Origin of the sequence: Allobosea lupini, assembly GCF_900109525.1 — a bacterium.
In the GTDB taxonomy this organism is placed as follows: Bacteria; Pseudomonadota; Alphaproteobacteria; order Rhizobiales; family Beijerinckiaceae; genus Allobosea; species Allobosea lupini.
This window is the reverse complement of the sequence record NZ_FOAN01000006.1, coordinates 44,645-58,835: the sequence shown is the minus strand read 5'-3', so window position 1 is coordinate 58,835 and position 14,191 is coordinate 44,645. Positions and strand designations below refer to the sequence as shown.

The 14,191-nt window shown below is 68.3% G+C and carries 13 protein-coding genes; 3 read left to right on the top strand and 10 right to left on the bottom strand.

The window, feature by feature from the left end; translation table 11 throughout:
• Positions 1-13: 13 nt before the first annotated feature.
• On the bottom strand, positions 14-628 hold the full coding sequence (locus tag BMZ21_RS18100; protein WP_091837296.1) for a DUF1989 domain-containing protein: 615 nt from the start codon (positions 626-628) through the stop codon (positions 14-16).
• A gap of 110 nt (positions 629-738) precedes the next feature.
• On the opposite strand from BMZ21_RS18100, the gene BMZ21_RS18095 reads away from it, so the two are divergent.
• Entirely contained in the window at positions 739-1,614 is an 876-nt protein-coding gene (locus BMZ21_RS18095; RefSeq protein WP_091837293.1) for a LysR substrate-binding domain-containing protein, read from the top strand.
• A gap of 17 nt (positions 1,615-1,631) precedes the next feature.
• Here the strand turns inward: BMZ21_RS18095 and BMZ21_RS18090 are convergent, their stop codons facing one another.
• The 8 genes from BMZ21_RS18090 to BMZ21_RS18055 are packed head-to-tail and all read right to left on the bottom strand — an operon-like array spanning position 1,632 to position 9,318.
• Positions 1,632-2,324 carry an RraA family protein gene (locus BMZ21_RS18090; RefSeq protein ID WP_091837290.1) on the bottom strand — a complete coding sequence of 231 codons (693 nt, stop codon included), beginning with the start codon at positions 2,322-2,324 and terminating at the stop codon, positions 1,632-1,634.
• 14 nt (positions 2,325-2,338) lie between these two features.
• Positions 2,339-3,124 (bottom strand): SDR family oxidoreductase, encoded by a 786-nt coding sequence (locus tag BMZ21_RS18085; protein WP_091837288.1) that lies wholly within the window; start codon positions 3,122-3,124, stop codon positions 2,339-2,341.
• A gap of 22 nt (positions 3,125-3,146) precedes the next feature.
• A complete protein-coding gene (locus tag BMZ21_RS18080; protein ID WP_091837286.1) occupies positions 3,147-3,980 on the bottom strand; it encodes an aspartate dehydrogenase in 834 nt (277 codons plus the stop codon).
• A 21-nt stretch (positions 3,981-4,001) separates the two neighbouring features.
• Positions 4,002-4,889 carry a polysaccharide deacetylase family protein gene (locus BMZ21_RS18075; RefSeq protein WP_091837283.1) on the bottom strand — a complete coding sequence of 296 codons (888 nt, stop codon included), beginning with the start codon at positions 4,887-4,889 and terminating at the stop codon, positions 4,002-4,004.
• A gap of 13 nt (positions 4,890-4,902) precedes the next feature.
• Positions 4,903-5,859, bottom strand: coding sequence for a substrate-binding domain-containing protein (locus BMZ21_RS18070; RefSeq protein ID WP_244543897.1), 957 nt, complete (start codon positions 5,857-5,859; stop codon positions 4,903-4,905).
• Positions 5,856-6,821 carry an ABC transporter permease gene (locus BMZ21_RS18065; RefSeq protein WP_091837281.1) on the bottom strand — a complete coding sequence of 322 codons (966 nt, stop codon included), beginning with the start codon at positions 6,819-6,821 and terminating at the stop codon, positions 5,856-5,858. The genes BMZ21_RS18070 and BMZ21_RS18065 overlap by 4 nt, the downstream gene beginning before the upstream one ends.
• Positions 6,818-7,819, bottom strand: a complete 1,002-nt coding sequence (locus tag BMZ21_RS18060) for an ABC transporter permease (RefSeq protein WP_091837279.1) — start codon at positions 7,817-7,819, stop codon at positions 6,818-6,820. The genes BMZ21_RS18065 and BMZ21_RS18060 overlap by 4 nt, the downstream gene beginning before the upstream one ends.
• A complete protein-coding gene (locus BMZ21_RS18055) occupies positions 7,816-9,318 on the bottom strand; it encodes a sugar ABC transporter ATP-binding protein (protein WP_091837274.1) in 1,503 nt (500 codons plus the stop codon). Before BMZ21_RS18055 ends, BMZ21_RS18060 begins: the two co-directional genes overlap by 4 nt.
• A 138-nt stretch (positions 9,319-9,456) precedes the next feature.
• Between BMZ21_RS18055 and BMZ21_RS18050 the strand changes: the two genes are divergently transcribed.
• Positions 9,457-10,431, top strand: a complete 975-nt coding sequence (locus BMZ21_RS18050) for a LysR substrate-binding domain-containing protein (RefSeq protein WP_091837272.1) — start codon at positions 9,457-9,459, stop codon at positions 10,429-10,431.
• 249 nt (positions 10,432-10,680) lie between these two features.
• Here the strand turns inward: BMZ21_RS18050 and BMZ21_RS18045 are convergent, their stop codons facing one another.
• Positions 10,681-12,441: a ShlB/FhaC/HecB family hemolysin secretion/activation protein gene (locus BMZ21_RS18045; RefSeq protein ID WP_091837270.1), complete on the bottom strand. Its 1,761-nt coding sequence runs from the start codon at positions 12,439-12,441 to the stop codon at positions 10,681-10,683.
• Between the two features lie 188 nt (positions 12,442-12,629).
• Here BMZ21_RS18045 and BMZ21_RS18040 point away from each other — a divergent pair, with 188 nt between their 5' ends.
• Positions 12,630-14,177 (top strand): FecR domain-containing protein, encoded by a 1,548-nt coding sequence (locus BMZ21_RS18040; RefSeq protein ID WP_091837268.1) that lies wholly within the window; start codon positions 12,630-12,632, stop codon positions 14,175-14,177.
• Positions 14,178-14,191: the final 14 nt, after the last annotated feature.

Here is a 14,191-nt window from a genome sequence, read left to right as displayed (position 1 = left end):
GATGAGCCTCCCGTCAGGCGATCTGGTAGTGCGCGTCGGTCGGATGCATGGCGTTGACCGGCACCATGTCCTGCGGGCAGGCCGAGAAGACGATGATCAGGTCCATCTCGGCGCGCAGCGCGATATGCTGGCCGGGCTCGCTGACCGGCGCCTCGAAGGCGAGGCTGCCGTCGGCGCGGACCGGCACGTTCATGAACAGGTTGAGCGGGCTCGGCGTCAGCGGCACGGCGATGCCGAGCGCGGCGAGCGCGGCCTTGAGGTTGTCGGTGCAGCTGTCGTGATGGCCGTGCGCGCCGAGCTGGCGATAGCGATGTTCGTCGCAGGCGGCGATCAGCATGTCGTGGATGCCGGGGGTGGTGTCGTCGACCACGGTCAGCATCGGATTGCGGCGATTGCTGACCAGCGTGTCGCCGACCGCCGGCATCAGCTTCAGGATCGCGGCCCGGCTGTGCTCCATCGAGAGGTGCTCGTCGATATCGGCGGCGCTGAAGGCCCAGGTGTCGACGACCTGCTTGCCATGGGTGTTGACGACCCGGACGCTCTGGCCGCGCTTGACCCTTGCGGCGACGCCGCTGCGGGCCGGGATCAGTTCGAGCGCCGGCTGGAGCGCTCCGACCTGCTTGTTCATGGCGATCTCCTCGCTGGCTCATTCGCTATGCCGGCAAGGAAACCCTCAATCTTTATGCAAATCCAATAATTTGATTTGGCTTCATTATCAAAAAATCATATGAAGCTAGCATGCGCCTGCGCCAGCTCGAATGCTTCCGCGCCTTGATGATCCACGGCACGATGACGCGCGTCGCCGAACTTCTCGGGATATCGCAGCCCGGCGTCAGCACGATGATCGCCGCGTTGGAGCATGATTTCGGCGTGCCGCTGTTCGTGCGACGCGGCACGCGGCTGCAGCCGACGCCGGAGGCGCATCTGATCTATGCGGAGGCGAGCCGGGCGCTGGAGGCGGTCGAGAACACTGTGCGGGTGGCGGGAGAGATCCGGGCCGGCAAGCGCGGGCATCTCGCGATCACTGCCTATCCCAGCATCTCGATCGCCCTGCTGCCTCGGCTGCTCTCGGTCTTCGCCGCCGAGCGGCCGGGCCTGCAAATGAAGATCATCACGCGGGCATCGCAGAGCGTGAAGGAGCTGATGTCGACGCGGACCTTCGACTTCGCCATCGCCGAATTGCCGCTCGACTATCCGACGGCGCAGATGGAGGTCTTCAGCTATCAGTGCCAGTGCATGCTGCCGCTCGGCCATCCCCTGGCGGAACGCGAGGAGATCACCCCGGCCGATCTCGACGGGGTGCCCTTCGTCACCCTGTTCCGCGGCGATCCCGTCTACCAGAAGCTCGCCGCTGCCTTCTCCGAATATGGCGCGCGCTGGAATGTGGTTGCCGAGACGGAGTTCTTCTCGTCGGCCTGCGAGCTCGTCGCCGCCGGCATCGGGGTCGGGATCGTCGATCCCGTGGTCAGCGCGCCGTTCACGGCCGACGTCGTGCGCCGGCCGTTCCGGCCGGCGATCTCCTACGAGATCGCCATCCTGCATCCGCTGCACGAGGAGCTGTCGCAGCTCGCGCGCGAGTTCATGGTCCCGCTGCGCGAGGCTTTGACGGCCTGACCTCCCGCGATAGTCGGTCAGACGTGGCCGTATTTCGCCAGAGCATCGGCGAGCGAGAGCCCGCGCGAGAGATCGCGCCGGATGTTGACCTCGACGGCGGTCAGCCGCTCGGCTTCGGCCAGCACCTCCTCGATCCGCTCGGCCGGGATGACGATGGCGCCGTCATCGTCGGCGAGGATGAAGTCGCCCGGCTTGATCTCGACATAGCGGCTGGTCGCGCCGCGCATCAGCACCGGGACCTGGCTGGCGTTGACCTTCCAGCGGCCGATCGACTGCACCGGCGTGCGGTAGCGCGCATAGACCGGGAAGGCCTGCTCGCCGATCCAACGGATGTCGCGGATGCCGCCGTCGACGAGCGCGCCGACGCAGCCCTTCTCCTTCATGCCGATCGCGATCAATTCGCCGAAATAGCAGATGCCCTCGCCGTCGCCGCTCCAGACCGTGACCTCGCCGGGCGAGACGCCCTGGCAGGCTTTCATCTTCTCGGCGTCGCCGCCGAGCGGGAACGGCGTCATCTGGCCGCGGATGGTATAGGCGAAGCCGGCGAGCTGTCCGGTGGTCGCGGGGTAGGGAGCAAATTGCGGTGCGAGGCCCTGGTCCGGCAGGCCGAGCGTGTCGAGCACGTCGGCGACGTTGGAGGTGTCGACCGCAAGGAAGCGGCGGCGGATGTCCTCGCGCCAGACGGCGCCGCGTTGGGGCAGTTCGGTCATGATCTCAGATCCTTTCAGATGCTCTGGAGATAGCCGCCATCGACCCGGATGACCGAGCCGGTGATGTAGGCGGCGCGGGCGCTGGCGAGGAAGGCGACGGCGTCGGCGTATTCCTCGGGCGTGCCGTAGCGGCCGAGCGGGATTGCGCCCGTGCTCTCGGCGACGATGTCGGCGAGCGGCCGGCCTTCGCGCCTGGCTTTCTGCTCGTCGAGAAAGAGGATGCGGTCGGTAGCGATCCGCCCCGGCAGGATGACGTTGCAGGTGATGCCGGACGCCGCGACCTCGCGCGCCAGCGTCTTCGACCAGCCGACCAGTGACAGGCGCAAGGCGTTCGAGATGGCGAGGTTCGGGATCGGCGCGACCACGCCTGAGGAGGTCGAGGTGACGATCCGTCCGAAGCCGCGCTCGCGCATGCCCGGCAGCACCTTGTCGGTGAGCGCGATGACGGAGAGCACCATCGCCTGGAACTGTGCCGTCCAGGTCTCGGATGGCACGCCGGCGGCGAGGCTGGGCGGCGGACCGCCGGTGTTGTTGACGAGGATGTCGACCGGTCCGAGCGCCTCGGCGATCGCGGCAAGATGTCCGTCGGCCTCGTCGAGGCGGCCGATGTCCCAGCGCCGCGCCAGATGCGGTGCGCCCAGGGCGGAGAGGTCAGCGGCCGTGGCGGCGAGCGCCGTCTCGTCGATATCGGCGAGCGCGACCCTGGCGCCTTCCCGTGCGAGTGCCCTGGCGATGGCGCGGCCGAGCCCGCCGCCGGCACCCAGTACGAGCGCCGTGCGTCCAGCAATTCCCAGATCCATGATGGTTCCTCGTGAGTCCGGCTTACGAGCCGATGCGCAGCGGAGCGTCGAGCTTGCGCAGATAGGAGATGACCGAGAGCGCGGTGATGCGGCCGGTCTTCGGGTTGTCGCTCGGCACGTTCTCGATCGTCATCGAGAAGCTGGCTGAGTCGGCGTCGACCTCGATCGTATGGGTGTTGCGAGTCAGCGCCGGATCGGCCCAGATCTCGAGCGTCGTCCGGTCGGGCCCGATGCCGGCGAGCGATAGCGCGACGGCGACGTTGAGATTGGCCGGGAAGCCGATCGCGGCCTCGCGCGGCGTGCCACTGAAGACCCGGGTCGGTTCGGTCACGTCGTCGAGGGTAATGTTGTTCTCGATGAGATAGGGCGCGCCGACGAGGCCGCGCACCGGCTTGCGCGTGATCATCCGGACCGAGCGGATCACGCCCTCGGCCGCTGCGGTGACGGCGTCGAGGCCGAGCAGCGCGCCGGTCGGCACGACGATCTGGCCGCCATGCGCGCGGGCGATCTCGATGAGGCCCTCATGCGAGAGGATGGCGCCGGAGCTCAGCACGATCACCGTCTTGCCGGCACGCAGGAAGGGCTCGGCGATGGCCGGCAGCAGCGCGGCCGGGGCGCATTCGACGACGATGTCGGCGAGCGCTTCGAGTTCCTCGATCGCGACGACGGGGACAGCGCGGAAGAGATTGGCGAGACGCTCACGCGCCTTGTCGCGGTCATGCGCGGAGACGGCGACGAGTTCGCAGCCGGGCACGCCCTGGTCGAGCACGCTGGCGATCTTGAGGCCGACGGCGCCGAGACCGGCGATGGCGACCCGCCGGCGCGGATGCGCGCCGGGTGCGGAAGGGGACGTCATGGGCGTTTCCTTGTCTTGTCGTCAGCCGGCCTGAGGAGCCGGGAACAGGCTGGCGTAATGGCGCGCGCAGGCGCCGGCCGTGGTGAACCAGATGCGGTCCTGATGCTTGTTGAGATGGTCGAGCACCCGGCGGAACTGCCGGATGCGGAAAGGCTGGCCGACGATGAAGGTGTGGATCGTCATGCCGTAGACCAGCGCCTGCTGCTCGGACTGGACCAGCATCTCGTCGAGATTGTCGATCGCCATATCAGCGAAGGCCTGCGCCGTGCCGTCATGCAGCACAACCATCGGCACGTCGTTGACCTCGTGCGGATAGGGCATCGCCAGCAGCGGGCCGCCCTTGGTCTTCAGCCAGACCGGTTGGTCGTCCATCGGCCAGTCCATGGTGTAGGCGTAGCCGGCTTCAGCCAGCAGGTCCTCGGTGCTGGCGCTGGGATGGGCGCCCGGGCTCATCCAGCCTGAGGGCGCAGCGCCCTCATGGCTCGCGATCGCCTGCGTCGCCTCGGCGATCAGCCGCCGCTCCGCGTCGATGTCCATGCCGTTCTGATGCTCGGAATTGGTGCGGCCATGGGCGACGATCTCGTCGCCGCGGCGGCGGTGGGCCGCGACCAGCTCCGGGCAATGCGCGTAGCATTCGGTGTTGAGCAGCACCGAGAGCGGCAGGCGGTACTCGTCGAAGAGCTCGATCAGCCGCCAGCCGCCGACGCGGTTGCCGTATTCGCGCCAGGCCCAGTTGTAGGTGTTGGGGTGCTGGAGCCCTGGCGAATAGGGCAGGCCGAGCCCCGAGCCATAGGCGAAGTGCTCGACGCAGAGCGCGACATAGACGGCGAGCCGCTTGCCGCCCGGCCAGGTGAAGTCCGGCCGGTCGACGATGGGCGAGTAGGGGAAGCGTCCGGGGCTGGGCAGCATGAGCGTGCGTCCGTCAGGGGCGATAATCGGCCGGGGCCACGACCGAGGAGAGGTCGACGGTGGCGATGGTCTCGCGCGTCACCAGCAGCGCCGGCATCACGACACGGGCTTCGACCGGCTGCTTCGCCGCGGCTTTCAGCGCCTGCGCCATCGCGGCCTTGCCCTGGGCGACCACCTGCTGGATCGAGGTGCAGGCGATGTCGCCGTCCTTCAGCATCTGCTGGGCGGTCGGGCTGAAATTCGAGGCCGAGACCTTCACCGGCTTGCTCGCCGACTTGAAGGCCGAGACGACGCCGGCGGCCATGTCGTCGGTCGCGGCATAGATGCCGGCGAGGTCGGGGAAACGCTGCGTCCAGTCCTCGGCAGTGCCGAGCGCAGCGTTGCGGTTGTCGGCGAGACGGGATTCGGCGACGATCTTGACGTCGGGCGCCGCCTTGGCCAGCGCCTCGCGGAAGCCCTTGGCGCGCAGGTCCGACCAGGCCTGGCCGGCAGGGCCCGCCATCATCGCGACCGTGCCCTTGCCGCCGACCGCCTTGGCGAGACATTCGGCCTGGAGCTTGCCCATGTCGGCATGGTCGGCGCTGACCAGGGAGGCGAGCTTCGGCGTGTTCGGCGGCGAGGAGATGCCGACGACCGGGATGCCGGCCTCGATCGCGCGCTCGACGATCGGCTTCACCGCGTCGCCATTGGTGGCGCCGATCACGATCGCCGCAACCTTGCGCTGGATCAGGTCCTGCACCTGGGCGATCTGCTGCGAAGCGTTGGCGTCGCCGCCGGCATTGAGCTTCAGAACCGTGGCGCCGCTCGCCTTCGCCTCGCTCTCCATGCCGTAGACGGCCGAGATCCAGAAGGAGGAGGCGAGGTTCGGCACGGCGATGCCGATCGTCTTCTCCTGGGCGAGGGCCGGCGACGCCAGCGCGGCGACGGCGATGGAGGCAAGCAGGAGGCTGCGACGGGTCAGGGACGTCATGGCGATATCTCCTTGGTCTGGCGGTTGCGGGAAAAGAGCGAACGGAGTGCGGTGTCCATCAGGCCGGAGCCGAGGATGACGAGGCCGACGGTGACCTGCGCCAGGAAGGGCGAGACGCCGCTGAGGTTGAGCCCGGTCAGCACGACCTGGACGAAGAAGGCACCGGCAGCGACGGCGAGGGCGTTGGCGACGCCGCCGGACAGAGCGGTCCCGCCAATGATCGCGGCGGCGATCGCCTGCAGTTCCATCCCGGCGCCTTCGGTCGGCAGGCCGGCGCCGGCCCGGGCCGTCATCAGCGCCCCGGCGAGCCCGGCGAAGAGTCCGCAGAGCTGGTAGGCGCGGATCTGGAGCGCGCCGGCATCGGCGCCGACCAGGCCGACGGCTTCGGGATTGGCGCCGAGCATCAGGATGCGCTTGCCGAGCGTGGCGTGGCTCAGGAGAAACTGGGCACCGAGGACGCAGACGAGGGCGAGCCAGGCGAGCGGCGGCAGGCCGAGCACGGGATCGAAGGCGAGGCTGGTGGCCTGGCCTGCCTCGGTGAGCGGCACGGCCTGGCCGTCGTCGCTGATCAGCAAAGCGAGCCCTTTCAACGCGACCAGCGAACCGAGCGTCGCGACGATCGGCTGCAAGGCGAGACGGCCGATCAGCCAGCCGTTCAGCGTTCCGCAGGCGAGGCCGACGAGGGGGGCGACCAGCAGGCCCATCAGCCCGAAGCTGTTGGCGGCCATTGCGGCGAGGGTTCCGGCGAGCGCGGCGATGGCGCCCACTGAGATGTCGAAGCCGCGGGCCGCCAGGGCGAACATCTGGCCGGTCGCGAGCAGGACGAGAACCCAGGCCTGGCCGGCGATGCTGGCGGCATTGCCGAGCGAGAGGAAGCCGGGCGCGACCGCGGCGAAGATCAGGCCGGCGGCGAGAATGCCGGCGGGCGCGACCAGCAGGCGTGGGGCGATGGCGGCGCTCATCCGCGCCTCCCGCCGATCAGAATGCGGGCGGCGTTGCCGAGGAAGGCCCAGTCGCGCTGCAGCAGCACGGCAGCGACGACGAGCGCGCCGAGCAGGATGAGCTGGTAGGCGGTCGGCAGGTTGAGCAGCACCACGATGTTGTTGAGCATGGCGACGATCAGCACGCCGCAGGCGACCTGCAGGACATTGCCGCGCCCGCCGCCGAGCGGCAGGCCGCCAACGGCACAGGCGGCGATGGTCTCGAAGGGCAGGTTCGGCGCGAGCATGGGCTGGCCCGAGGCGACGCGGCTGGTCAGGATGACGGCGCCGAGCGCGCAGAACAGGCCGGCCACGGCATAGCCGGCAAAGACCAGGCGGGGCACGGAAAGCCCTGCGAGCCTGGCGGCCGTCGCATTGGCGCCGACCAGATACCAGCCGCGTCCGAGCCGGGTCTTGGCGAGCAGGACATGCAACAGAGCGAAGGCGACGGCGGCGCAGAGGATCGGGACGGGGATGCCAAGAATGCGGCCGCGGGCCGGGAAGGAAAAGGCGTCCGAGGGCGGCGCGTCGATCGGCAGACCGCCGGCGAGCCAGGCCGCGAGACCCGAGGCGATCATCAGCATGCCGAGCGTCGCGATCACCGGCGGCACGGCAAAGCGCGCGACGAACAGGCCGTTGACCATGCCGATACCCACGATCAGCAACGCGCCGAGGAGGAAGGCGCCGACGACACCGGCCGTCGGGAGAGCCATGACGATGACGACGCTCGCCAGCGCCGCCGAGGCACCGAAGGAGAACTCGATGCCCGCGAGGATGACGACGATGGCCTGGCCGCAGGCGACGATGCCGAGGATGGCGGCGATGCGCAGCACGTTCTCGATATTGCCGAGCGTGCCGAAGCGAGGCACCGCCAGGGCGGCCAGCCCGAAGAGCAGCGCCGTGACGATCAGGATGGCTGGCGGGCGCAGGATGGCAGGCATGCTGGGCGGGCCCCGGTCGCCGAGAGGAAAGCTGCTCATGCCGCGGCCTTTCCGGCGAGCGCGGCCATGATCGTTTCGGTCGAGGAATCGCTCGGCAGGTCCTGCGCGATCGAGCCGTCCCGGACCACGAGGTAGCGGTCGCAGAGCGCGGTGAGCTCATCGAGGTCGCTCGATGCGACCAGAACGGCAACGCCGGTGCGGGCCATGTCGATGACGGCGCGGTGGATCATGGCGCGGGCCGCGACATCGACCCCGCGCGTCGGCTCGAGCAGGACGAGAGCGCGCAGGTTCGGCAAGGCGAGGCAGCGCGCGATCAGGAGCTTCTGCTGGTTGCCGCCGCTGAAGCTCGCGGCCTCGGCATCGGGGCGGGCCGGGTGCAGGTGCAGGCGGCGCAGCAGCGGCTCGATCGCATTGCGCTCGCGTGCCTTGCCGAGGAGGCCGCGGGCGGAGAAGCGCCCGAGCGCGCTGGCCGAGGCGTTGCCGATGGCGCTGACCGGCGGAAACAGCCCCTCGGCATGGCGGTCGGCCGGAACATAGGCGACGCCGAGGCGGACGGCCGCGCGCCGGTCGCCGAGGGCGAAACTCTGCTCGCCGACGGCGATCTCGCCCTGCCCGGGAGCGGCTCCGGCCAGGGTCGCGGCGATGGCGAGCGCGCCGGAGCCGACCAGGCCGGCGAGGCCGACGATTTCGCCGGCGCTTACCGAGAGGTCGAGACTATGGCCAGTCGCCATGCGGACATTGGCTGTCGTCAGGACGGGTTCCGTCCGGGCGCTGCCGGAACGGTGCTCGTGCTCGACCTGCATGCCCAGCATCGCCTTGACCAGCGTGGCGCGGTCGTGCCGGCCGATCGTGGCTGCGTCGATCACGGTGGCGCCGTCGCGCAGCACGGTGACCTCGTCGGCGAGGCGCTCGATCTCGTCGAATTTGTGCGAAATGAAGAGCACAGCCGTCCCGCCTGCGCAGAGATCGCGGACCACGGCGAAGAGCCGGTCGGCCTCGGCCCCGTTCAGCGCTGCAGTAGGCTCGTCGAGGACGAGGATGCGGCAATTGCGGCCGACGCCGCGGGCGATCTCGAGCAACTGGCGCTCGCCGAGCGAGAGCGACGAGACCGCGCGGTCGAGATCGAGGTCGAGCCCGACGCGGGCAAGCCAGGTCTTGGCCTCGCCCCGCGGCACCAGCGCCTTGCGGCTGAGGCCGGCCCGGCCGGCGACGAGCTGGAAGGCGGAGAGGTTGTCGAGGACGGAGAGCTCGGGAAACAGGCTCAGATGCTGGTAGATCGGCACGATCCCGGCGGCGATCGCCTCGGCCACCGAGCGGAAGGCGACGGGCTTCCCGGACAGAGCGACGCTGCCGCTGTCGGGCTTCACCGCGCCGACGATGATCTTCACCAGGGTCGACTTGCCGGCGCCGTTCTCGCCGAGCAGAGCGTGGACGCGGCCGGCGCGCAAGGTCAGCTCGGCGCTGCGCAGTGCGCAGGTCGCGCCATAGCGCTTGGCGATGTCGCGCATGGCGAGCGCGATCGCTGGCTCGATCGTCATCGGCAGTTCCCCGTTCACCGGTGCCTTGCCCAGGGCAGGTCCGGCGTTGACGAGACGATGAAGCCGTCGCCCGGTCGTCACAAACGAATTGTTCGGCGCTCATGCATGATCTAGTCTCATGCATGAGGGAGGTGCTGCATGCGAAAGAGGCGTCTGCCGCCATTGAATGCGCTGCGCGGTTTCGACGCTGCTGCGCGCCATCTGTCGTTCACCAAGGCGGCCGAGGAGCTGAGCCTGACGCAGGGCGCCGTCAGCCGGCAGGTCAAGGAGCTCGAGCTCCATCTCGGGCAGGAGCTGTTCCGCCGCTTCACCCGCAGGATCGAGCTCACCGCCGAGGGCGAGCAGTTCTTCCGGAGCGTCGAGAGCATGCTCGACGAGCTCGAGCGCGCCGCCGGCCGCTTCAGTCGGCGCAAGGACAGGGCGACGTTGACGGTGTCGGTGTTGCCGACGATCGCCTCGGTCTGGCTGATGCCGCGGCTTCACCTCTTCACCAGCCTGCACCCGCAGATCGAGCTGCGCGTCGTCTCGTCGATCGAGCCGGCGGATCTGCTCGCACATGAGGCCGATGTCGCGATCCGCGTCGGCCGCCTGCCGGGCCGGCATTACGAGCGCAACCAGCCACGGATCGAGCTGTCCATGCTGACGCGCTGGGACGGGGTCCATGCCGACGAACTCTTTCCCGATCGGCTGGTCCCGGTCTGCTCACCGGGTCTGTTGGGTGAGACGGACGTCACTCCGGCCGATCTGGTGCGCTGGCCGCTGATCCATACCTCGACGCGCCGCCATGCCTGGCCCGACTGGCTCAAGGCTCATGGCGTGCGCGCGGCGGTCGAGATCGAGCAAACGCTGCAGTTCGGGCATTTCTTCATGTCGCTCGATGCGGCGCGCCAGGGCCGTGGCATTGCCCTGGTGCCGGACATCATCCTGGCGCATGAGGAGGGCATGCGCGGCTTGACCGTTCCGCTGACCAGCGAGCTCGACAGCGCCGGAGAATATTACCTCCTGATCCACGAAAGCCGTTTCGACGATCCGCGCGTGCAAGGTTTCAGGAACTGGGCTTTGAAGGAGTCTTTCAAAGTTCGCGGCAATCCACCGAAGCTCGTCCCGGCCTGACAGGGCGAAGGGTGGCGGCAGGCGATGTTGTGATCAGGCGGGACCAAAAAAAAGCAAAAAGCGCGGGAATATCCAGCGCTTGCGTGCGTCTCAAATCCAGTCACCCTTTTTGGAACGGATATTCCGAGTGACGCCGCGCTGCCGCTGCCATGCCGCAGGGACTGCCTGCCGCACAGGCCGTGAACCATGAAGAGGCGGCGACGACGCATGTTCCGCCATCGCAAGATGGTCAGGGCAGGTGGGGACTGCTTATCCGCAGCGCCATTCGCTTCGCTCGGGACAAGCCTTCAGAACCGTCGAGAGTGAGAACAGGACGGTTGCGCCGCGGCCGCCTCGGCTGGGCGAATTGTAGCTCAGTGGTGCAGCAACGGTGAGGCCGGCCTCGACGGAATCGTTGAACCGCAGGCGCACGCCGCCACCCACGGCGGAGAGGGACTGGACGATGTCTTTCGGCACCGCATAGCTGCGAACGGCTCCCCCCTCGACGAAGCCGAAAAGCTGGACGTTCTTCAGGAAAGACAGAGCCGGCCGGTAGTCGTAGCGCAGCTCGGCCGAACCGGCGATGCCGTTGTCGCCGGCGAGCCAGCCGCTCTGGAAAGCGCGGCCGAAGGCGGCGCCGCCAAGATAGAATTGCTGCGAGATCAGCAGCGCCTCGGAGCTGACCTGACCGGAGGCCGCAAGCCTCATCGACCAGTTGCCGCCAAGGCCCTGATAGCGCGTCAGCGCGCCCTGCAGGGCGTAGAAGTTGCCCGAGCCGTCGAAGCGCGAGAGCAGCGGGTCGTAGCGGCGTGAGGCGCCGTCGATGCCGAGGCCCTTGCGCAGGCCGAGCGTGGCATAGGTCGTCCCTTGCCAATCATCGCGAAGGCGATAGTCGGCGGTCAGGCTCGCGATCCGCAGGCGGTCGCGGTAGGTGACGCCGAAGGCGCTCTCCTCGGTTACGTTGCTCAGCCCAAACCCTGCGGTGAGCGAGAGCGACTGCCGCTGTGTCTGCAATGCGACGATGGTCGCTCTGGCTTCCAGGTTCTCGGCATCGGACCGAACACGGTCGAGGCGACGCAGGTCGCCGGGCCAGACCACGCTGCGCGAGGCCGAGACGCCGACCCGCAGCCAATCGCCGCCGAGCGGTGCGTCATAGGAGATGCGGCCATAGCGGAGCTCCCGCGTCGAGCCCGGTACCGATGAGAGATTGACCGCCAGCGTATCGCCGGGGATGAGCAGCGAATTCAGCGCCGCGCCGAAATAGGCCTGCCAGGGGCCGACGGCATTCGAAGCCGCATTGTCGAAGCCCGCGGAGACGAACACGCTCCAGCTGTCGAGCATCACGGTCAGGCGAAAGCGCCCGGTACCAGTGCCGATCTCCTCCAGCGTGGTGTCCTTGACGCGCACGCCCGGCAGATCGTTGACGAGCAGGAGCCGGCGTTCGAGCGTCTCCAGCCTGGCCGGCGTCTCCTCGCTGATCGGCGCCAGCATGCGGCGCGTGCCGAAACGGTTAGCCTCGTCGCCCTGCACCACGAGCTCGGTGATGGTACCGGCGATGATCCGGATCGTGACGATGCCGCCCTTGATGTCCTGGGGCGGGACGATCGCGCGTGTCAGATGATAGCCGGCGTCGCGATGGAGCTGGCCGATCTGGTTCGCGAGGGCGGCGAGGCCCGTTTGTGAGATCGGCCTGCCGAGCCTGTCCCGATAGACGGCAGCGATATCGCCGGAATCGAGTGGACTGTCGCCTTCGATCCTCACCGCGGCAAGCGTGAATAGCGCCCGGTCTTCGCCGGCCGGTTGGTCGGGCGCGGATCTGGCAGTCGGGACCGAGATCCCGGTTTGGGTTTCCTGCAGCCGCTCGGCCCGCCGCTGCTCGAGACCCTGGTCACTGGGCTGGATTGGCGGAACCGGACGGAGGCTACTCTGGGCATGCGCCGGCGCGATCAAGACCGGCGAACACAGAGAGAGCAGAAGTATCGCTGCCCGCAAGCTGTCGCTGCACAGCTTGTCCGCCCGCCGCCGTGCCATGCCCAGTACGCATCCGCTTTTTTGGGCTCAGCCAGCCTGCACCCCACCAAAATCGGTAAATAGACATGGTTAATCAAAGCTTAATACGGCCTTCGATTATAGACGACTACGCTAAGTCAGAATTCAGAACTGGCTGTTAGCAAAGGGGCATAGCTGGCTTTCACCTCCAGGATGGAGACCGCCTACCCATGCCGCGAGCGATCCGCATACTCTTCGCTGCGGGCCTTCTGGCCCTCTTGGAAGCGTTGAGCCCGAGGCCGGCTTTGGCGGAGGACAATATCTGGCAGGTCAGCAAGGTCTCGGGCGAAGCCTGGATCGCCGGGGCCGGCGTGCAGCCGGTCTCGCTCGGCCAGGCCACGACGCTGAAGCCCGGCGATACCATCCGCACCGGACGCAATGGCCGCGTCCTCCTGGTCCGCGGCGCCGAGAGCATGCTGATCTCGGCGAACGCGCAGGTCGCCGTGCCGACGACGAGTGGCTCGGGTCGCTCGACCATCCTCCAGCAGGCGGGCTCGATCCTGCTCGACGTGGAGAAGAAGAACGTCCAGCATTTCGAGGTCGAGACCCCCTTCCTCGCCGCCGTGGTCAAGGGCACGCAGTTCCGCGTCACCGTGACCTCGGGCAGCGCCAAGGTCGACGTTCAGCGCGGCCAGGTGCAGGTCTCGGATTTCCGCTCCGGTCAGTTCGCGCTGGTCCAGCCCGGCCAGGCCGCCAGCGTGGCCGGAACCGGGGCCGCCGGCCTCAGGTTCTCCGGCAGCGGGCAGTTCAATCCGATCCAGCAGGGAGCGCCGCGCACCCCCTCGATCCGCGCGATTTCCGTCCCGCGTGACGGCCTGTCGCGGCCGCCAGCGGCAGGCAAGGAGGAGCGCCGGGCCAGCGCCGGCGAGCCTTCGCACCGCGCTGTTTCCAGCAGCGGCGGGACCGTGCGCATCGGCACGGCGCTGGGCGAGGTCAATGTCAACGTCCAGGCGGTGACCAAGGGCTTGGCGCGCAATGCCGATGCGACAGCCAATGCCTCCGGGCGCAGGCAGGGCACGACCTGGTCGACCGAGGACCTGTCGCCCGCAGGCAGCACCTCGAACAATGTCCAGCGCGTCGGCAGTTCGGAGCTCGGTCGCTCCGAGGCTGCGCAGACTCTGGCCAGCGTCAACGGCCAGGCGAACGCCAAGTCCAGCGGCCCAGGCAGCATCGGCAATGGCAGCGGTAACAACGGCAATGGCAATGTCGGCGGGAACGGCCGCGGCAACAGCGGCGACGGCCATGCCTCAGGCAACGCCGGCAACGGCAATGCCTCGGGGAACAATCGCGGCAATGGCCGCGACGGGCATGCCGATGGCAAGAACGGCAACGGAAACGGCTGGGGGAACAGCGGCGGCAAGCCCGGAAATGCCGGAAACAACGGAAACGGTGTTGGAAACGGAAACGGTAATGGCAATGCTGGCGGCAACAACAGCAATGGCAACAACAATGCCGGCGGCAACGGCGGTGGCAACGGAAATGGTAATGGCAACGCTGGCGGCAACAGCGGCAATGGCAACAACAATGCCGGCGGCAACGGAAACGGCGGTGGCAACGGAAACGGTAATGGCAACGCTGGCGGCAACAGCGGCAATGGCAGCAACAATGCCGGCGGCAACGGGAACGGCGGTGGAAACGGCAATGGCAATGGTGCCGGTGGCGTGAGTATCGGGCTGAACCTCGGCGGCCTCAGCGTCAGGGTGAATCTCGGGCGCTGATGTCTTGACGAAAT

Bases quoted from the DNA above. Each gene is read 5' to 3' on its own strand.
- BMZ21_RS18100 (WP_091837296.1), bottom strand. From the start codon at position 628: ATGAACAAGCAGGTCGGAGCGCTCCAGCCGGCGCTCGAACTGATCCCG.
- BMZ21_RS18095 (WP_091837293.1), top strand. From the start codon at position 739: ATGCGCCTGCGCCAGCTCGAATGCTTCCGCGCCTTGATGATCCACGGC.
- BMZ21_RS18090 (WP_091837290.1), bottom strand. From the start codon at position 2,324: ATGACCGAACTGCCCCAACGCGGCGCCGTCTGGCGCGAGGACATCCGC.
- BMZ21_RS18085 (WP_091837288.1), bottom strand. From the start codon at position 3,124: ATGGATCTGGGAATTGCTGGACGCACGGCGCTCGTACTGGGTGCCGGC.
- BMZ21_RS18080 (WP_091837286.1), bottom strand. From the start codon at position 3,980: ATGACGTCCCCTTCCGCACCCGGCGCGCATCCGCGCCGGCGGGTCGCC.
- BMZ21_RS18075 (WP_091837283.1), bottom strand. From the start codon at position 4,889: ATGCTGCCCAGCCCCGGACGCTTCCCCTACTCGCCCATCGTCGACCGG.
- BMZ21_RS18070 (WP_244543897.1), bottom strand. From the start codon at position 5,859: ATGACGTCCCTGACCCGTCGCAGCCTCCTGCTTGCCTCCATCGCCGTC.
- BMZ21_RS18065 (WP_091837281.1), bottom strand. From the start codon at position 6,821: ATGAGCGCCGCCATCGCCCCACGCCTGCTGGTCGCGCCCGCCGGCATT.
- BMZ21_RS18060 (WP_091837279.1), bottom strand. From the start codon at position 7,819: ATGAGCAGCTTTCCTCTCGGCGACCGGGGCCCGCCCAGCATGCCTGCC.
- BMZ21_RS18055 (WP_091837274.1), bottom strand. From the start codon at position 9,318: ATGACGATCGAGCCAGCGATCGCGCTCGCCATGCGCGACATCGCCAAG.
- BMZ21_RS18050 (WP_091837272.1), top strand. From the start codon at position 9,457: ATGCGAAAGAGGCGTCTGCCGCCATTGAATGCGCTGCGCGGTTTCGAC.
- BMZ21_RS18045 (WP_091837270.1), bottom strand. From the start codon at position 12,441: ATGGCACGGCGGCGGGCGGACAAGCTGTGCAGCGACAGCTTGCGGGCA.
- BMZ21_RS18040 (WP_091837268.1), top strand. From the start codon at position 12,630: ATGCCGCGAGCGATCCGCATACTCTTCGCTGCGGGCCTTCTGGCCCTC.